15 protein-coding genes are annotated in these 17,742 nt (G+C 67.3%); 7 read left to right on the top strand and 8 right to left on the bottom strand.

Going from position 1 to position 17,742, the window contains the following annotated elements:
• The first annotated feature begins 63 nt into the window (after positions 1 to 63).
• On the top strand, positions 64 to 1,206 hold the full coding sequence (locus N7367_RS02345) for a mechanosensitive ion channel family protein (RefSeq protein ID WP_053520335.1): 1,143 nt from the start codon (positions 64 to 66) through the stop codon (positions 1,204 to 1,206).
• A gap of 61 nt (positions 1,207 to 1,267) precedes the next feature.
• On the opposite strand, the gene N7367_RS02350 is transcribed toward N7367_RS02345, so the two are convergent.
• Genes N7367_RS02350 through typA form a run of 3 tightly spaced genes read right to left on the bottom strand, consistent with a single transcriptional unit; the run spans position 1,268 to position 5,255 of the window.
• Positions 1,268 to 2,890, bottom strand: coding sequence for an amidase (locus N7367_RS02350; RefSeq protein ID WP_053520330.1), 1,623 nt, complete (start codon positions 2,888 to 2,890; stop codon positions 1,268 to 1,270).
• Positions 2,891 to 2,931: 41 nt separating this feature from the next.
• Positions 2,932 to 3,399, bottom strand: coding sequence for a DUF2127 domain-containing protein (locus N7367_RS02355; RefSeq protein WP_065176006.1), 468 nt, complete (start codon positions 3,397 to 3,399; stop codon positions 2,932 to 2,934).
• Positions 3,400 to 3,407: 8 nt separating this feature from the next.
• Positions 3,408 to 5,255, bottom strand: a complete 1,848-nt coding sequence (gene typA / locus N7367_RS02360) for a translational GTPase TypA (protein ID WP_053520332.1) — start codon at positions 5,253 to 5,255, stop codon at positions 3,408 to 3,410.
• A 249-nt stretch (positions 5,256 to 5,504) separates the two neighbouring features.
• Between typA and N7367_RS02365 the strand changes: the two genes are divergently transcribed.
• The 6 genes from N7367_RS02365 to N7367_RS02390 all read left to right on the top strand — a co-directional run bounded on the left by N7367_RS02365 (position 5,505) and on the right by N7367_RS02390 (position 12,010).
• Positions 5,505 to 5,996 carry a peptidylprolyl isomerase gene (locus tag N7367_RS02365; RefSeq protein ID WP_053520333.1) on the top strand — a complete coding sequence of 164 codons (492 nt, stop codon included), beginning with the start codon at positions 5,505 to 5,507 and terminating at the stop codon, positions 5,994 to 5,996.
• Between the two features lie 118 nt (positions 5,997 to 6,114).
• Positions 6,115 to 7,101, top strand: coding sequence for a malate dehydrogenase (locus N7367_RS02370; protein WP_005415428.1), 987 nt, complete (start codon positions 6,115 to 6,117; stop codon positions 7,099 to 7,101).
• A gap of 90 nt (positions 7,102 to 7,191) precedes the next feature.
• Positions 7,192 to 7,806: an RluA family pseudouridine synthase gene (locus tag N7367_RS02375; RefSeq protein WP_128988931.1), complete on the top strand. Its 615-nt coding sequence runs from the start codon at positions 7,192 to 7,194 to the stop codon at positions 7,804 to 7,806.
• 559 nt (positions 7,807 to 8,365) lie between these two features.
• Positions 8,366 to 10,246, top strand: a complete 1,881-nt coding sequence (gene prpE / locus N7367_RS02380; RefSeq protein ID WP_180875745.1) for a propionate--CoA ligase — start codon at positions 8,366 to 8,368, stop codon at positions 10,244 to 10,246.
• Between the two features lie 159 nt (positions 10,247 to 10,405).
• Positions 10,406 to 10,909, top strand: coding sequence for a hypothetical protein (locus N7367_RS02385; protein ID WP_053520034.1), 504 nt, complete (start codon positions 10,406 to 10,408; stop codon positions 10,907 to 10,909).
• 45 nt (positions 10,910 to 10,954) lie between these two features.
• Complete coding sequence (locus N7367_RS02390) at positions 10,955 to 12,010, top strand: suppressor of fused domain protein (RefSeq protein ID WP_279941647.1); 1,056 nt, start codon at positions 10,955 to 10,957, stop codon at positions 12,008 to 12,010.
• An 88-nt stretch (positions 12,011 to 12,098) separates the two neighbouring features.
• Here N7367_RS02390 and N7367_RS02395 read toward each other — a convergent pair whose 3' ends face one another.
• The 5 genes from N7367_RS02395 to N7367_RS02415 form a co-directional block, all read right to left on the bottom strand.
• Positions 12,099 to 12,710: a glutathione S-transferase N-terminal domain-containing protein gene (locus N7367_RS02395; RefSeq protein ID WP_053520032.1), complete on the bottom strand. Its 612-nt coding sequence runs from the start codon at positions 12,708 to 12,710 to the stop codon at positions 12,099 to 12,101.
• An 85-nt stretch (positions 12,711 to 12,795) separates the two neighbouring features.
• Positions 12,796 to 13,254, bottom strand: a complete 459-nt coding sequence (locus tag N7367_RS02400) for a cell wall hydrolase (protein ID WP_053520031.1) — start codon at positions 13,252 to 13,254, stop codon at positions 12,796 to 12,798.
• A gap of 301 nt (positions 13,255 to 13,555) precedes the next feature.
• Positions 13,556 to 15,586, bottom strand: a complete 2,031-nt coding sequence (locus tag N7367_RS02405; RefSeq protein WP_279941649.1) for an NADPH-dependent 2,4-dienoyl-CoA reductase — start codon at positions 15,584 to 15,586, stop codon at positions 13,556 to 13,558.
• A 102-nt stretch (positions 15,587 to 15,688) separates the two neighbouring features.
• Positions 15,689 to 16,333: a hypothetical protein gene (locus tag N7367_RS02410; protein WP_065182876.1), complete on the bottom strand. Its 645-nt coding sequence runs from the start codon at positions 16,331 to 16,333 to the stop codon at positions 15,689 to 15,691.
• Positions 16,334 to 16,432: 99 nt separating this feature from the next.
• Entirely contained in the window at positions 16,433 to 17,452 is a 1,020-nt protein-coding gene (locus N7367_RS02415) for a zinc-binding alcohol dehydrogenase family protein (RefSeq protein WP_053520028.1), read from the bottom strand.
• Positions 17,453 to 17,742: the final 290 nt, after the last annotated feature.

A 17,742-nucleotide genomic window follows, 5' to 3' on the forward strand; every position in this document is an offset into this window, starting at 1 on the left:
TGACGTGACGCTCATGCGCCATGCGCGAGGCTGTCCGCTGCTGTTCGAGTGGAGGTGGCAACCGTGCACTGGCAAAGCGCACAGGCATATGCATGGCCGCTGGGTCTGGCGGCACTGGTGGGCGGCATCGGCGCCTGGCTGATCCTGTGGATCTATCACCGGCTGAAAGGGCGTGATCGCCGGCGCGCGCGCATCGGTCGTGTGCTCGGTCTGCCAATGGCGACCGCATGGCCCTTGCTGCTGCTGATCCCGGCGCTGCAGGCCACGCCACTGCAGGAGCCTCTGCTGGGGCATCTGCAGCACGGGCTGCACATCGCGCTGACGGCCTGTTTCATCTGGCTGCTGGTGCGCGCGGTGGCCGCCGGCGAGCGTGCGATCCTGCGCAGTCATCCCATCGACGTCTCGGACAATCTGGAAGCCCGACGCATCCAGACCCAGACGCGGGTGCTGAGCCGCGTGCTGATGGGCGGCATCATCGTGCTCGGTGCATCGCTGGTGCTGCTGACATTCCCGATGGTGCAGAAGATCGGCGCCGCCCTGCTGGCCTCGGCCGGTCTGATCGGGCTGGTCGCGGGCATCGCCGCCAAGCCGGTGTTCGGCAACCTCATCGCCGGCCTGCAGATCGCAGTGACCCAGCCGATCCGGCTGGATGATGTGGTGATCGTTGAAGGCGAGTGGGGGCGCGTGGAGGAGATCGGCAGCAGCTATGTGGTGGTACGCATCTGGGACGAGCGGCGGATGGTGGTGCCGCTGACCTGGTTCATCGAGAACCCCTTCCAGAACTGGACCCGGCGCAGCGCCGATCTGCTCGGCACGGCGTTCCTGTGGCTGGACTACCGTGCGCCGATCGCGGCGATCCGCAGTGAACTGGAGCGCATCTGCCGCGGCGAGGCGCTGTGGGATGGACGGGTCTGCGTGACCCAGGTGACCGAAACCAGCGAGCGGGCAATCCAGGTGCGCCTGCTGGTCAGTGCACGCAGCTCCGGCGATGCCTTCGATCTTCGCTGCCTGGTGCGCGAGCGCATGCTGGATTTCCTGGCGCGCGAGCATCCGCAATCACTGCCGCAGCTGCGCGCGCGGTTGCAGCGCGAGGATGAGCTGGACATGCCACGCGCACCGCGTGCACGTACGGCAGATGTACGTTCACCCGGGGCGGAGGACGGCGAGGCCGCGATCGCGCCGGTGGAACCGGACCCCGACCGCTAGCGCCGGGACGTGCCCGGCGAGCGCAGCCGTACCCCCGGTCCGCCGGGCAGCCCGGGGCCGATCAAGGCTCGCCGGCGTCGATCAGGGTGTCGGTTTCGAAATGGGGCGGACGGCGGGCACGGGTGCGTTGCTCGTAGGCATAGGCCATTTCGATCAGCTTCGGCTCGCTCCAGGCCGTGCCCATGAACAGCAGGCCGACCGGCAGGCCGTTGATCTGTCCCATCGGCACGCTCAGGCTGGGGTAGCCCGCGACCGCTGCCACGCTGTAACTCTCACCCGGGAAATCGTCGCCTTCGCGGCGGATGGGCCAGGCCGTGCCGGTGGTCGGTGCAACCAGCGCATCCAGCTGGTAGGCAGCCAGGACGGCGTCGATGCCTTCCGGGCCGGCCAGGCGCCGCGCATCGCTGCGCGCACGGATGTAGGCAGGGTCGGCCAGTCCGGCAGTGGCGTTGGCCTCCAGCAGCAGTTCCTGGCCGAACAGGCCCAGTTCCTGCGGCGCCTGGGCCTGGTTGAAGGCGATGAGTTCGCCAAGACTGCGCAGGGGCGCGCGGTAGGTCTTGAAGTAGCGCTCCAGCCCGGCCTTGAACTCATGCAGCAGCACGACCCGCTCGGCTTCGGCCCAGGCACCCGGGTCGGGCAGTTCCACCGGCACCACCACCGCGCCCGCACGGCGCAGTTCGGCGGCGGCCTGATCGATCAGCGGTGCCATGCCACGGTATGTCAGCAGAGGGGTCTGCAGCAGGCCGATGCGCTTGCCGCGCAGGCCTTCGGGGTCCAGGCGCGCGGTGTAGTCGTAGACCGCGCGGCCGGGCATGGTGGCCGTGGCGGGGTCGGCATCGTCCCGGCCCGCGATCGCCGTCAGTACGGCCGCGGCGTCGGCGACGCTGCGCGTCATCGGGCCGGCGGTGTCCTGGCTGAAGGAGATCGGGATGATGCCTTCGCGGCTGACCAGGCCGACCGTCGGTTTCAGGCCGACGATGCCGTTGATCGCGGCCGGGCAGACGATGCTGCCGTCGGTCTCGGTGCCGATCGCCACACTGGCCAGATTGGCGGCCACCGCTACCGCGCTGCCGCTGCTGGAGCCACAGGGCGAATGGCTGAGACGGTACGGATTGCGGGTCTGGCCACCGCGCGCGCTCCAGCCCGACACCGAATCGTTGCCGCGGAAGTTGGCCCACTCGCTGAGATTGGTCTTGCCCAGCACGACCGCGCCGGCCTCGCGCAGGCGTCTTACCAGGTAGGCATCGGCGGGGCGGAAACCCTGCAGCGCGAGCGATCCGGCGCTGGTGGTCATGGGCGCGGCGTTGATGTTGTCCTTCAGCAGGACCGGAATGCCATGCAGCGGCCCGCGCAGATGGCCGTCCCGGCGCTCGCGATCGCGTTCACCGGCTTCCCGCAGGGCATCCGGGTTGAGTTCGATGACGGCACGCAGGCGCGGCCCGGCGCGATCCAGCGCAGCGATGCGCTGCAGGTAGGCGTGGGTCAGCGTGGTGCTGTCCAGTTCGCCGGCCACCATGCGCGCCTGCAGGTCGGCCAGGTCGGTCTCGGCGTAGGGGAAGGGCACGTTGCGGCTCGCGGGTTCGGCGGCGTGGGCGCTGGTCGTGGCCGGGCTGCAGCCAACAATGAACAACGCGGGCAGCGCGATGAGCAGGCAGGTCAGCAGAGGCGGCAAGGACGGGCGCATGGGGCGGCTTGGTCGGCTCCAATGCCCAGTGTAGCTGCTGCTCAGTGGTGGCGCTTGCGCAGGTCGCGGGCCAGGACGTAGACCACGAGCAGGTTGATCGCCAGGATCGTCCAGGAGGGCCAGCCGGGGTGGCGGACGATGGCGAAGACATCGAAGGGCAGATACAGCGCGGCGGTCAGGCAGCCCAGCCAGGAGGCCCAGGCCCTGGCCCGCCAGAGGCCCCAGGCTTCCACCAGGTGCAGCAGGCCGTAGCCGATCATCGCCGCCGCCGCCAGGTGCACGGCGTCGGGATTGATCATGTTCAGCAGCGAGGGCAGGGTGCCGTGATCCGGGTCCAGGCTGAAACGCCGGATCAGGGCATTGACCCCATCGCGGAGCGGCTGCGGACCGAGCACTTCAAGCCCGGTCGCAGCCAGCAACGCCAGCACCGCCTTGCTCGCTTCGAGCAGGGCGATGACGTGGAGGCCCGGATGCCGGTGTGGATCCGGGTTGTAGCCGCTCTGGCTCACGGTCCGGCTCAGCCGCCGCGCGAAGCCTTCTTGCGGTCGCTTTCGGTCAGGAACTTCTTGCGCAGGCGGATTTCCTTCGGAGTGATCTCGACCAGCTCGTCGTCCTCGATGAAGTCCAGCGCCTGTTCCAGCGAGTACTTGATCGCCGGGGTCAGCTGGATCGCATCGTCCTTGCCCGAAGCGCGCATGTTGGTCAGCGGCTTGGTCTTGATGGCGTTGACGGTCAGGTCGTTGTCCTTGGAGTGGATGCCGACCAGCTGGCCTTCATACACATTGTCGCCTTCAGCAGCGAACAGCTTGCCGCGTTCCTGCAGCGGGCCCAGGGAGTAGGCCGGAGTCACGCCCGGGGCATTGGCGATCATGACGCCGTTGATGCGCTTGGCGATTGCGCCCTGTTCCTTCGGACCGTAATGGTCGAACACGTGGAACAGCAGGCCCGAACCCTGGGTCAGGGTCTTGAATTCGTTCTGGAAGCCGATCAGGCCACGGGCCGGGATCGAGTATTCCAGGCGCACGCGGCCCTTGCCGTCCGGTTCCATGTTCTTCAGCTGGCCCTTGCGGGTGCCCAGCTTTTCCATCACGCCGCCCTGGTGCACTTCTTCCACGTCCACCACCAGCTGTTCGATCGGCTCCATCTGCTGGCCGTCGATTTCCTTGATGATCACTTCCGGACGCGACACGGCCAGTTCGTAGCCTTCACGACGCATGTTCTCGATCAGCACCGACAGGTGCAGTTCGCCACGGCCGGAGACCAGGAACTTGTCGGCGTCCTCCAGCTGTTCGACCTTCAGCGCCACGTTGTGGACCTTTTCACGGTCCAGGCGGTCCTTGATCTGGCGGCTGGTCAGGAACTTGCCACCGGACAGGTCCTTGTTGCCCGCGAACGGCGAGTTGTTGACCTGGAAGGTCATCGAGATGGTCGGCTCGTCCACGGTCAGCGCCGGCAGCGCTTCCGGGGTGTCCGGGTGGCAGAGGGTGTCGGAGATGGTCAGCTCCGGAATGCCCGAGATCGCCACGATGTCGCCGGCTTCAGCGGTGTCCTGCTCGATGCGCTCCAGGCCCAGGAAGCCCAGCACCTGCGCGACCTTGCCGTTGCGCTTCTTGCCTTCACGATCGATCACCGTGACCTGCATGTTCTTCTTCAGGGTGCCACGCTGGATGCGGCCGATGCCGATCACGCCCACGAAGTTGTTGTAGTCCAGCTGGCTGATGCGCATCTGGAAGGCACCTTCCGGATCCACTTCGGGCTTCGGCGCGTGCTTCATGATCGCTTCGTAGAGCGGGGTCATGTCGCCATCGCGGACGGTGTCTTCCAGGCCGGCATAGCCGTTCAGGGCCGACGCGTAGACGATCGGGAAGTCCAGCTGCTCGTTGGTCGCGCCGAGCTTGTCGAACAGATCGAACACCTGGTCGATCACCCAGTCCGGACGCGCGCCCGGACGGTCGATCTTGTTGACCACCACGATCGGCTTGAAGCCCATCGCGAAGGCCTTCTGGGTGACGAAGCGGGTCTGCGGCATCGGGCCGTCCATCGCGTCGACCAGGATCAGCACGGTGTCGACCATCGACAGCACGCGCTCGACCTCACCGCCGAAGTCGGCGTGGCCGGGGGTGTCGACGATGTTGATCCGGTTCTTGATGCCGGTCTTCTTGTCTTCCCAGGTGATGGCCGTGTTCTTGGCCAGGATGGTGATGCCGCGTTCCTTTTCCTGGTCGTTGCTGTCCATCACGCGCTCGGCGAGGACGGTACGCTCGGACAGGGTGCCGGACTGCTTCAGCAGCTGGTCGACCAGGGTGGTCTTGCCATGGTCGACGTGGGCGACGATGGCGATGTTGCGAAGATTTTCGATGGACATACGAAAGGGGGCCAGTCGGCGCCGGATTTGGAAAAAGAAGTCCAACATTATACGTCGAACTTGACGATTCGCGAAAAGCTGGATTCCGGCCCGTCCGGGAGCCCCATTCAGCTGGCCGTGTGGGCCCCGCCGGCGGCGCCCCTCCAGAGCCTGAAGCGTCGCCCTGCGCCGATGGTCGAAGCCGCCGCCGCCACGAGCCGGGTGTAAACTAGGTGGCTAGACGCCTTTCCCTTTGCAACAAGGATCTTCATGTCCCTCATCGCCACTTTCGACACCACCCAGGGCCCGATCAAGGTCGAGCTGTTCGCTGACAAGGCGCCGCTGACCGTTGCCAACTTCGTGAACCTGGTCAAGCACGGCTTCTATGACGGCCTGATCTTCCACCGCGTGATCGCCGACTTCATGATCCAGGGCGGTTGCCCGCAGGGCCGTGGTACCGGTGGCCCGGGCTACAAGTTCGAAGACGAGAAGAACGGCGTGAAGCATGAGGTCGGCTCGCTGTCGATGGCCAACGCCGGCCCGAACACCAATGGCAGCCAGTTCTTCATCACCCACATCAAGACCGATTGGCTGGATGGCCGCCACACCGTGTTCGGCAAGGTTCTGGAAGGCCAGGCCATCGTCGATTCGGTCAAGCAGGGCGACGTGATCCATTCGATCACCCTGGAAGGCGACGTCGACGCCGCGCTGGCCGCACAGGCCGACCGCGTGGCCGAGTGGAACAAGATCCTCGCCGCCTGACCCCCTTCCGAGACGGCCACCCACGGGTGGCCGTTTCCCTGTTCTCCGCCGCCTGCCAGGCCCGCCGGGCCACGCCCGCGGCGTCCCATCAAACGCTTGCAAGCAAGAGGAAACCCCCATGAAAGCACCCGTTCGTGTTGCCGTGACCGGCGCCGCCGGCCAGATCGGTTATGCCCTGCTGTTCCGCATCGCCTCCGGCGAAATGCTGGGCAAGGACCAGCCGGTCATCCTGCAGCTGCTGGAGCTGCCGGTGGACAAGGCCCAGGCCGCCCTGAAGGGCGTGATGATGGAACTGGAAGACTGCGCCTTCCCGCTGCTGGCCGGCATGGTCGGCACCGACGACGCTGAAGTGGCGTTCAAGGATGCCGACATCGCCCTGCTGGTCGGCGCGCGTCCGCGCGGCCCGGGCATGGAGCGCAAGGACCTGCTGCTGGAAAACGCCAAGATCTTCACCGCGCAGGGCGCGGCGCTGAACAAGGTCGCCAGCCGTGACGTGAAGGTGCTGGTGGTCGGCAACCCGGCCAACACCAACGCCTACATCGCCATGAAGTCGGCACCGGACCTGAAGCCGGAAAACTTCACCGCCATGCTGCGCCTGGACCACAACCGTGCCCTGAGCCAGCTGTCGGCCAAGCTCGGCAAGCCGGTCGGTGGCATGGAAAAGCTGGTGGTGTGGGGCAACCACAGCCCGACCATGTACCCGGACTACCGTTTCGCCACCGCCGATGGTGCTTCGATCGCCGATGCGATCAATGACCAGGAGTGGAATGCCAACACCTTCATTCCGACCGTCGGCAAGCGCGGCGCGGCGATCATCGAAGCCCGTGGCTCGTCCTCGGCGGCTTCGGCGGCCAATGCCGCGATCGACCACGTGCGTGACTGGGTGCTGGGCAGCAACGGCAAGTGGGTCACCATGGGCGTGCCGTCCGATGGTTCCTACGGCATCCCGGAAGGCGTGATCTTCGGCTTCGCCGTGACCACCGAGAACGGCAAGTACACCCTGGTCAAGGATCTGCCGATCGACGACTTCAGCCAGAAGTACATCGACAAGACCCTGGCCGAGCTGGAAGAAGAACGCGCCGGCGTTGCCCACCTGCTGGGCTGATGCCGCGGGTGCCGGTCTGGCCGGCACGCAGCTGACAGAAACGGGGAAGCTTCGGCTTCCCCGTTTTCATATGGAGTTCTGCAGAACCGCATGATCCACCTGCATTACATCGATGACGCGCTGCTGGTGGTGGAAAAGCCCGCTGGCCTGCTGTCCGTGCCTGGCCGTAGCGCGGAGAACCAGGACTGCGTGGTGGCCCGCCTGCAGGTGCTGTACCCGGACGCGCTGACCGTGCATCGGCTGGACCAGGTCACCTCCGGTCTGCTGCTGCATGCACGGGGCAAGACGACGCAGGCCGCGTTGTCGATGCAGTTCGAGCAGCGCAGGGTGGGCAAGTGTTACGAAGCCGTCGTGCAGGGTGTGATCGAAGGTGATGCCGGCGAAGTGGATCTGCCGCTGATCGTGGACTGGCCGAACCGGCCGAAACAGAAGGTCGACCATGAACACGGCAAGCCTGCGCTGACGCGCTGGCGCGTGCTGGCCCGCGATGTTGAAGCGCAGCGCACGCGCGTGGCGCTGGAGCCGGTGACCGGGCGCAGCCATCAGTTGCGCCTGCACATGGCCAGCCTGGGTCATCCGATCGTCGGCGATGTGCTGTATGGCGCCGCACCGGCGCAGCGCGTGCATCTGCATGCGCGCAGCCTGCACTTCACCCACCCGGTGACGGGCGACGCGCTGGCGTTCGAGTCCGCCACTCCGTTCTAGCAGGGCAGGGGGGCGGCAGGGCTGCGCCCTGCACCTGCTACGAGCCAGAGCAACTTCAACGTCAAACGCGCGCTGTCCGTGGGGTGGCGGGGCGGTGTCGGAGTGCGGGGACGCCGCAAGTACGTCCCTGTAGGCTTGGCCGCGGCATCCATGCCGCGGACACCCCGCACTCCGACACCGCCCCGCCTTCGGCAGAATGCCGCGATCTGATGGATCCACGCCGAGCGTGGATGAAATCTGTCAGATATCGGAATAGATGGTGGGTCGGATCGTTCCGACAGATCACAGAAAACTGTCGAAGGCGGGGTGGGTCCGGTGGCGCGAGTGTCCGCGGCATGGATGCCGCGGCCAAGCCCCCATGGATGGGTTCACGGCGTCTCCCGCAACCGGACCTACCCCGCCATCCCTCAGTAGTCCAGCTCTTGACGTTGACGTTGCCTCTGCAGGTGCAGGGCGGCAGCCCTGCATGGAAAACCCACCCCCCTACCAAGGTAGGGCGGAACGCGCGGCAACGCGGCACTATGCTCGAACCCATGACTTCGTCTGGGAGGGCTGCGTCATGAACTACGAGGAAACCTACCGCCGCTCGATCGACGAGCCGGAGGCGTTCTGGGGCGAGGAAGCCAAGCGCATCCATTGGCACAAGCCGCCGCAACAGGTGCTCGACTACAGCAATCCGCCGTTCCGGCGCTGGTATGTGGGCGGCGAAACCAACCTCTGTTACAACGCGGTCGATCGCCATCTGGACACTCGGCCCGACCAGCTCGCGCTGGTGGCCATTTCCACCGAAACCAACAGCACCCGCGAGATCACCTACCGGCAGCTGTACCGAGAAGTGAACGACTTCGCTGCTGTGCTCCTGCGCCTGGGCGTCGGCCATGGCGACCGCGTGGTCATCTACATGCCGAACATGGCCGAAGCCGTGTTCGCGATGCTGGCCTGCGCGCGCATCGGGGCCGTGCACTCGGTGGTGTTCGGTGGATTCGCCGCGCACAACCTTGCCCTGCGCATCGACGATGCCAGACCCAAGCTGCTGATTGCGGCCGATGCCGGCATGCGCGGAGGCAAGCTCATTCCCTACAAGCCGATGGTGGACGCCGCCTGTGCGGAAGCCGGGCATCCACCGCCGCACGTGCTGATCGTTTCGCGCGGGCTGGATCCGGCCGAGCCGCGCATCGAGGGCCGAGACGTCGAGTACGCGACGCTGCGCGCGGAAGTCGGTGCCGTCGATGTTCCGGTGCAGTGGCTGGAAGCGAGCGAGCCGAGCTATCTGCTGTATACCTCCGGCACCACCGGCAAGCCCAAGGGCGTGCAGCGTGATGTGGGCGGATACGCGGTGGCGATGGCACAGTCGATGGAGACCGTCTTCGACTGCAAGCCGGGGCAGGTGATGTTCTCCACCTCCGATGTCGGCTGGGCCGTGGGACATTCCTACAACGTGTATGGACCGCTGATCGGCGGTTGCACATCGCTGCTGTACGAAGGCCTGCCGACCCATCCGGATCCGGGCATCTGGTGGGCCCTGTGCGAGCAGTACAACGTGCGCACGATGTTCTCCTCTCCCACCGCGATCCGCGTGCTGAAGAAGCACGACGCGGATTTCATCCATCGCCACGACCTGCGCGCGTTGAAGTACCTGTTCCTGGCCGGCGAACCGCTGGATGAGCCGACCGCGCACTGGATCAATGAAGCGCTGGGCAAACCGATCATCGACAACTACTGGCAGACTGAAACCGGCTGGCCGGCCTTGACCCTGTTGCCGGGCCTGGAGATGAAGCCGGTGCGCTTTGGTTCGCCGGGCTTCCCCAACCTCGGTTACCGCATGAAGGTGATCGACGAGAACACCGGCGAAGAAGTCGCACCCGGGCAGAAGGGAGTCCTGGTGGTCACCCCGCCATTGCCGCCGGGCTGCATGAGCACGGTGTGGAACGACGACAGCCGCTTCCTGCAGAGCTACTTCAGCCATTTCAAGGAGCTGCTGTACAGCTCGCTGGACTGGGCGATCCGCGACGATGACGGCTATACCTTCATCCTCGGCCGTACCGACGATGTCATCAACGTCGCCGGGCATCGCCTGGGGACACGTGAGATCGAGGAAGCCATCTCCAGCCACCCGCGTGTGGCGGAGGCCGCGGTGATCGGCGTGAAGGATGAACTGAAGGGACAGGTGCCGCTGGTCTTCGTCACCCTCAAGCAGGGGCTGGGGGGCGAAGACCCTGCACCGGTGGTGGCGGAGATGATGGCAACGGTGACCACGTCGCTGGGGGCGGTTGCACGGCCGGCGCACGTGCACGTGGTCAACGCGTTGCCGAAGACGCGCTCGGGCAAACTGCTGCGGCGCTCGCTGCAGGCGCTGGCCGAGCAGCGCGATCCCGGCGATCTGTCGACCCTGGATGACCCGGCCGCCCTGGAGGAGATCCGCCGCGCGCTGGGACGCTAGAACGGTCATGTATTGCCGGGGCCGCGTGCAGCGGGCCGAGGCAAGGGATGCAGCGGTGCTGCACCGCAGCGTTCACCGTACCAGCGGTGCGTTAAGCTCGATGCCGGGGAGCGCGTCCGTCAGGGCGCGCAGGCATGCGCATCATGGAACGGGGGAGCTATGGCACTGCTGCACGCCAAGACGGCCGCTGGCCGCCAGGAAATCGAGGATCGTGCGCGGCGCCTGCCGGCCGCGCTGCGCTCGATCCTGCTGATGGTCGATGGTCGCCGCGATGACACCGAACTGCGCAGTCTGCTCGAAGGACTGCGGGCGCCACCCGATGCGCTGGAACAGCTGGCCGCGATGGAGCTGATCGAAGTGGTGGGGGGCAGCGCCGATGCGGTGCCGGTCGCTGGCCTCAGCAATGGCCGCGAACAGGACCCGGCGCTGTATCAGCAGCTGTACGAGGCGATGAGCGAAGCCGTGCGGCGCCACCTCGGGCTGAAGGGCTACTTCATGCAGTTGAAGATCGAGCGCTGCACCGATGCCTCGGCCCTGGAGCGCCTGTGCCCGGAACTGCTGGCGGCGGTAGGCAAGGCACGCAGCCCGGCACTGGCACAGCGCTGGTGGCAGGAAACGCAGGCATCGCTGGCAGCCGGCGATCGCGGAGTCGTGCAGGCCTGACGCAGCGCGTAGAGTGGATGGTTTTCTTCCCATCAGGAGCCTCTCGTGCAGGACGACCACAACGACACCGACACCCCGGGCTGGGACGCGATCAATGCGGCGTTGGCGCCGCTGTACGCGGGCCAGGAGCCCCTGCATTTCGGAACGGCATTGCCGTACACGCTGGGCGGCCAGGATCCCCTCGATGGCATCAGTGTCTACCGTGCGGAGGCGCCGGTGCCGCACTGGCACTACATCACCTATGGCCTGTCCGAGCTGTACGCCAAGGAGAGCAGTGACGCCGAAGCAAGCGGCTACGGATTCGAGCTGACCTTCCGTCTGGCAGCAGGCGAGGGCGTGCACGCCGAACAGGCACCGCCGACATGGCCGATGAACCTGCTGCAGAACCTGGCGCGCTACGTGTTCGGCAGCGGCAACGTGTTCGAGGATGGCCACCACCTTGACGCGAACGGCCCGATTGCCCTCGAGTCCGACACACGCCTGCGCCATCTGGCTTTCATCGCCGACCCGCAGTTGCCGGCGCGCGAGACGGCCAACGGCCGCCTGCAGTTCCTGCAGCTGGTCGGGCTGACGGATGGGGAAATGGCTGCAGTGAAACGCTGGTCGACCCGCGGGGTGCTGCACGTGCTGGAGCCGGCGATGCCCCTGTGGATCACCGATCTGCATCGGGGCGACCTGCTGGATGATCCGGCACTGGCGGCGCAGGTGCAGGCGGGCAGTGCGCGGGAGGGTTCCAGCACCGGCATGTTGTTCATTGAAACGCTGGACTGGCGACAGGTCTCGGGCGTGACCACGCTGGTGCTTGGCGCCGGCCAGGTGCCGAGCGTGCGCGAGCTGCTGCCGCTGCGCCTGCACCATGGCGCATCGCTGGTGCTGGTCAGCCGTGAGCGCCAATGGGAGTTCACCCCGGCTGCGGGCGGCGGCGCCAACGACGTCGATGCCGACAGCGCGCGCTGGGCATTGGATGCACAGGGGGTCCAGGCATGGCAGGACGTGCGTGCCGAGCGCGGGATCTACCCGCTGGGCGGCCAGCTGCAGGTCGAGGTGGTGCCGACGCTGCTGCGTGACGCCAAGGGTGCCGTGATCCGCGAGATCGGTTGAACGGTGGACACGGGGCGCCGGCGATGCCCGGCGTGGGGCCGGGACGCCGGATCGGAGCCGCCTGCGCTGCCGGCGGCTCCGTGTACGGTCAGGCCAGGCCTTCGGCCTTCAGTGCGGCCTGCACGCCGGCATCGGCGTCCATGCGCGCCTTGTAGGCGGCCAGATGATCCAGCCCCGACAGGTCGACCTTGGCGCCGGCTGCCCAGCGCAGGGTGATGTAGAAGTACGGATCGGCAAAGCTGCGGAAACCGGCCAGCCAGGGCTTGTCCGCCAGCTGCCGGTCGGCCGTCTCGAACAGGCCGCGCAGGCGCTTGCGGGCGGCCGCGCGGATCGCGTCGTACTGGCTCTCATCGCCGATGAACTTGCCCGGTGCGAACAGCGGCGAGAACGCCGGGTGCACATCGGAGTTGACGAAGGCCAGCCAGCGGGTGGCCTCGGCACGCTGGCGCGGGCTGCCGTCGCCGGCCAGGCCGGCCTGCGGGAAGCGGTCGGCGATGTAGCCCATGATGGCCGCGTTCTGCAGCAGGATGAAGTCGCCATCGACCAGCGCCGGAACCGAGCCGGCCGGGTTGATCTTGAGGAATTCCGGCCCCTTCAGGGTGTCCTTGTCGAGCAGTTCGACCTCGAACGGCTGGCCGGTCCACTGCAGGGCGATGTGGTCGGCGGTGGAGCAGGCACCGGGCTTGCTGTACAGCTTCATGGGAACTCCAGGCGGGGTGTGCGGGAATCGCCCACTATCCCAGAGCCTGCCGGCGCGCGGCAACGCTGCCGCCGGCAACAGTTCGTTACGACTGCCGGGGCTTGAGGTTCTGCACCTTATAGAAGGTGTGATCACCGATGGTGGCCACCTGGTAGGCATTGCGCCAGTTCGGGCTGGCGATGGCCAGGGCGGCGAAATGGCTGGCACCGGGGACGATCTCGCGGCGCTCGCCGGCCGGCAGCGCCCAGTTGCGCTCCGCATCGAAGGCCACGCTCATGGCCTCGCTCCAGGCCGCGTCGTTGCCCAGCTGGGTGCCGGGGGAGACGATGGTCGGGGCGAACTGCTTGCGTGCGGTCACCACCTGGCACATCGAGTCTCCCCACAGGCCGCTGTCGAGGCGGCGCAGTGCCACTTCGGCCACGGCCTGCTGGCCGCGCAGGGTCTGGTCGCGGGCTTCCAGGTATACGGTGGTGCTCAAACACAATGAATCAGCCGCCGGCTGGGGCAGCAACTGCGACAGCCAGAGAATCCAGGCCAGTTTCATATAACTCCTTGCTCCGTATGGGCCGCACCACGGGGTTCCGGCCGAAGAGAGGGCAGGAGGCGGGGTACGACTTGGCGTCATGGGGAGGCGGCCATCGGGGCCGCCCCGTGGGCGGCCCGGGAAAAGAGGATCGATGAACGATCCGGGAGGGCCGCACCGGCTCACCGGAAACTGGGTGGTGAGCGGAAAGTTGGCGCAAGGTAGGGGGGGCTGGCCGAACGCATCATGAATCGCCCGGCTTGACATTCAGCTTTGAGGTGGGTGACGGAAATCACAGTCCCGCCGCCCATTCAGGTCTGGATCAAAGGGCGGCCGCCACCCGGCTGCCCTGATCGATGGCGCGTTTGGCGTCCAGTTCGGCGGCCACATCGGCACCGCCGATCAGCTGTGCGCTGATGCCCGCCGCCTGCAGTTCGGCCTGCAGCGCGCGGTTCGGTTCCTGCCCTGCACAGATCACCACATGATCCACCGGCAGCAGCTGTTCGCTGCCTTCCACGCGGATGCGCAGCCCCTGGTCGTCCACGCCGAGATACTCGACGCCGCCCAGCATCCGCACGCCCTTGGCCTTCAGCGTGGCGCGATGGATCCAACCGGTGGTCTTGCCCAGGCGCGCACCCGGCTTGCCGGGGCTGCGCTGCAGCAGCCACAGCCGGCGTGGCGAAGCGTCCACCTGCGGGCGGGCCAGCGAGCCGCGGGCCTCGAAGGTGGCGTCCACCCCCCATTCGGCCATCCAGCGCTGCGGGTCCAGCGACGGCGATGGGCCCTCGTGGCTGAGGAATTCCCCGACATCGAAGCCGATGCCGCCGGCACCGATGATGGCCGCGCTGGCGCCCACCTCGACCCGGCCCTGCAGCACGTCCAGGTAGCTGACGACCTTGGCGTGGTCCGCGCCGGGGAAGTCGACCCGGCGCGGCGTGATGCCGGTCGCCAGCACGACCTCGTCGAAGCCGGCCAGACAGGTCGCGTCTGCCCGGGTACCCAGGCGCAGCTGCACGCCCGTGTCCTGCAGCTTGTGGCGGAAATAGCGCAGCGTCTCGTGGAACTCTTCCTTGCCCGGGATGCGCTTGGCCACATTGAACTGGCCGCCGATCTCGTCGCTGGCGTCGAACAGGGTGACCTGGTGACCGCGCTCGGCGGCCACCGTGGCACAAGCCAGGCCGGCCGGGCCCGCGCCCACCACCGCCACCCGCTTCGGTGTGGACGCCGGGCGGTAGACCAGCTCGGTTTCGTGCGCGGCCCGCGGATTGACCAGGCAACTGGCCAGCTTGTTCTCGAAGACGTGGTCCAGGCATGCCTGGTTGCAGGCGATGCACGTGTTGATCGTGTCAGCACGGCCGGCGCGCGCCTTGTTCGGCCATTGCGGGTCGGCCAGCAGCGGGCGCGCCAGCGACACCATGTCCGCACCGCCGTCGGCGAGAATGCGCTCGGCAACCTCGGGCATGTTGATGCGGTTGGTCGCTACCAGCGGCACCGTCACATGCGGTTTCAGCTTGGCGGTGACCCCGGCGAAGGCGGCGCGGGGCACCGAGGTGGCGATGGTGGGAATGCGCGCCTCGTGCCAGCCGATGCCGGAATTGATGATCGTCGCGCCCGCGGCCTCGATGGCCTGCGCCTGCTGCACGATTTCCTCCCAGTTGCTGCCGTCCTCAACCAGATCCACCAGTGACAGCCGGTAGATGATGATGAAATCCGGGCCGCAGGCTTCGCGGATGCGGCGCACGATCTCCACTGCGAAGCGCATGCGCTGGGAGGCATCGCCGCCCCAGCGGTCCGTGCGCGTGTTGGTGCGCGGGGCGATGAACTCGTTGATGAGATATCCCTCCGAGCCCATCACTTCGACACCGTCGTAGCCGGCTTCGCGTGCCAGCCTGGCGCTGCGTGCGTAATCGGCGATGTGCCGTTCGACGCCGCTGGCCGACAGTGCGCGCGGGGTGAACGGATTGATCGGCGCCTTGAGCTTGGAGGGCGCCACCGACAGGGGGTGGTAGGCATAGCGGCCGGCGTGCAGCAGCTGCAGACAGATCTTCGCGCCATGCTGGTGGGCGGCGGCCGTCAGTTGCCGGTGCGGACGCACTTCCCAGGGCCAGGACAGCTTGCCGCCGAAGGGTTTGAGCCAGCCGACCACGTTGGGGGCGAAGCCGCCGGTGACGATCAGGCCGACGCCGCCTTCGGCGCGCTCGGCGAAGTAGGCGGCCAGGCGCGGGAAATCGCGCGCGCGATCTTCCAGCCCGGTGTGCATCGAACCCATCAGCACCCGGTTGCGCAGCTGGGTGAAGCCCAGATCGAGCGGGGCGAACAGGTGGGGATAGGCGCTTTCGTTGGCTGGCGACATGGTCGATACGCTTGCGTACGGAAGCGCGAAGCGTGCCGCGAAACGGCGGTCGGGGCAAGGGGCGGGCGAATCGGTAGCGCCGGGCCATGCCCGGCGATGCGGCTACCCGTGGCCGCGCTGCGCGCTCGCCGGGCGTGGCCCGGCGCCACCCGCCGGCAGGGGCCGGCCGATGCCGAACCAGCCCAGCGTCACCCCGCACAGCGGGCCGATCAGCAGCGCAAAGGCCAGGGTGCCGACGCCCACGTTGCCTCCCAGCCACCAGCCCAGCAGCAGGACGCTGCCTTCGATCAGGCTGCGCACCTTCCAGATCGGCCAGCCGGTGCGGGCATGCAGGCCGGTCATCAGCCCGTCGCGCGGGCCGGGGCCGAGCCGCGCGCCGATATACAGGCCGGTGGCCAGTGCCACCAGCAGCATGCCGGCACCGAACATCGCCACCTGCCAGACCAGGCCGACAGCCGGCGGCAACAGCCACAGGCCAAACTGCGCGGACGGACCGATCAGCAGCACGTTGAGCACGGTGCCGACGCCCGGCTTCTGCCGCAGGGGCCACCACAGCAGCAGGACCAGCGCGCCGATCACGTTCGTGGCCAGGCCGAAGGACAGCGGGGTCTGCGCCGCGACGCCCTGTGACAGCACGTCCCAGGGCGCGACACCGATCGCGGCACGGATCATCAGCGAGGCGCCGAAGCCGTACAGGAACAGGCCGACGATCAGTTGCAGCAGGCGCAGGGGCAGGGCAGTGGGCATGGGAGCGCTCGGGGGGAGGGAATCTGTCTCCACCGTAATCCCGAATCGCCCGCTTCCATAGATACAGATCCGGGTGAATCCCGCGCCACAGCGCGCGCGTCAGTCGTCCCAGCCTGCCAGTGCCAGCTTGCCCAGCGTGCGGCCGCTGGCCAGCCGCTCATGCGCCGCCTGCAGGTTGGCGGCATTGATCGTGCCGAGTGTCTCGCTGAGCGTGCCACGCAGCTGGCCTGCATCGATCATGCTCGCGGCGCGGCTCAGGATGCGGTGCTGCTCGATGCGGTCGGCGGTACCGAAGCGCGATCGCGCGAACATGAATTCCCAGTGGATGCCGATGCATTTGGCCTTGTACGGGTCGCCGATGCGCAGCGCGCCGCGGGGTTCGACGATCAGCCCGACGTGCCCCTGCGGCGCCAGCAGCTGGCCCAGTTCATCCCAGTAGTGATCGGTGTCGGCCAGGTTGAGCGCGATCTGCACGGCGCTGATGCCCAGTGCCTGCAGCTGCGGCTGCAGCGGCTGGCGATGGTCGATCACGTGATGGGCGCCCATCTGCCGGCACCAGTCGGCCGACCGCTCGCGGGAGGCGGTGGCAATGACCGTGAAGCCGGCATGGTGGGCCAGCTGGATGGCCATCGAACCGACGCCGCCGGCGCCGCCGATCACCAACAGGTGCTGCCCGGCGTGGCGGCGGTCATCCAGATGCAGCGGCATGCGCTCGAACAGCAGCTCCCATGCGGTCAGCGTGGTCAGCGGCAGCGCCGCTGCCTCGGCGAAATCCAGCGTGGTGGGCTTGCGTGCGACCAGCCGCTCATCCACCAGCTGATACTGGGCATTGCAGCCGGAGCGGGTGACATCGCCGGCGTAGTAGACCTCGTCGCCGGAGGCGAACAGGCGGGCGTCCTCGCCGATGGCCTCGACCACGCCCGCCGCATCCCAGCCGAGCACCCGCGGCGTGTCCAGCGTGGCCGGATCGGTGGCGGCACGCTGCTTGCCGTCGACCGGATTGATCGAAACCGCCTGCACGCGGACCAGCAGATCGCGGCCGGCTGGCGGCAGCGGCGGCGGCAGCCGGAGATCCTGCAGGGCGGGGGCGGATTCACGACTCAAGGCCACGGCTTTCATCTCGACTCCGGCTCGGTTTCCCTTTTCATCATAAGGTTCCTCACGTTTCCGGGGGCGCGCTGAATCTCCTTCGCCGCGCGTTCCGCAGAATGTCGCCTGCGTTGCCTAAACACCGTCAAACCCTTATGGGGTGAGGGTCTTGCGGATTTTCATCATCCTGTATAGGGTTTCAACGTCGGACCGGTGGCCGGTCGGGCGCAACACTTCACATGTTACGGGACTGTTAACATGGCCTTCACCCGCCTGAGCATAATGTTCGCGGCGGTGGCGTGCTGAATCGGCTGTCTGAA

The organism is Stenotrophomonas sp. GD04145 (assembly GCF_029835135.1).
Taxonomy (GTDB): Bacteria; Pseudomonadota; Gammaproteobacteria; order Xanthomonadales; family Xanthomonadaceae; genus Stenotrophomonas; species Stenotrophomonas maltophilia_P.

Excerpts from the sequence above, each read along its gene's own strand:
- N7367_RS02350 (WP_053520330.1), bottom strand. The coding sequence starts at position 2,890 with ATGCGCCCGTCCTTGCCGCCTCTGCTGACCTGCCTGCTCATCGCGCTG.
- typA (WP_053520332.1), bottom strand. The coding sequence starts at position 5,255 with ATGTCCATCGAAAATCTTCGCAACATCGCCATCGTCGCCCACGTCGAC.
- N7367_RS02365 (WP_053520333.1), top strand. The coding sequence starts at position 5,505 with ATGTCCCTCATCGCCACTTTCGACACCACCCAGGGCCCGATCAAGGTC.
- N7367_RS02370 (WP_005415428.1), top strand. The coding sequence starts at position 6,115 with ATGAAAGCACCCGTTCGTGTTGCCGTGACCGGCGCCGCCGGCCAGATC.
- N7367_RS02375 (WP_128988931.1), top strand. The coding sequence starts at position 7,192 with ATGATCCACCTGCATTACATCGATGACGCGCTGCTGGTGGTGGAAAAG.
- prpE (WP_180875745.1), top strand. The coding sequence starts at position 8,366 with ATGAACTACGAGGAAACCTACCGCCGCTCGATCGACGAGCCGGAGGCG.
- N7367_RS02385 (WP_053520034.1), top strand. The coding sequence starts at position 10,406 with ATGGCACTGCTGCACGCCAAGACGGCCGCTGGCCGCCAGGAAATCGAG.
- N7367_RS02395 (WP_053520032.1), bottom strand. The coding sequence starts at position 12,710 with ATGAAGCTGTACAGCAAGCCCGGTGCCTGCTCCACCGCCGACCACATC.
- N7367_RS02400 (WP_053520031.1), bottom strand. The coding sequence starts at position 13,254 with ATGAAACTGGCCTGGATTCTCTGGCTGTCGCAGTTGCTGCCCCAGCCG.
- N7367_RS02405 (WP_279941649.1), bottom strand. The coding sequence starts at position 15,586 with ATGTCGCCAGCCAACGAAAGCGCCTATCCCCACCTGTTCGCCCCGCTC.
- N7367_RS02410 (WP_065182876.1), bottom strand. The coding sequence starts at position 16,333 with ATGCCCACTGCCCTGCCCCTGCGCCTGCTGCAACTGATCGTCGGCCTG.
- N7367_RS02415 (WP_053520028.1), bottom strand. The coding sequence starts at position 17,452 with ATGAAAGCCGTGGCCTTGAGTCGTGAATCCGCCCCCGCCCTGCAGGAT.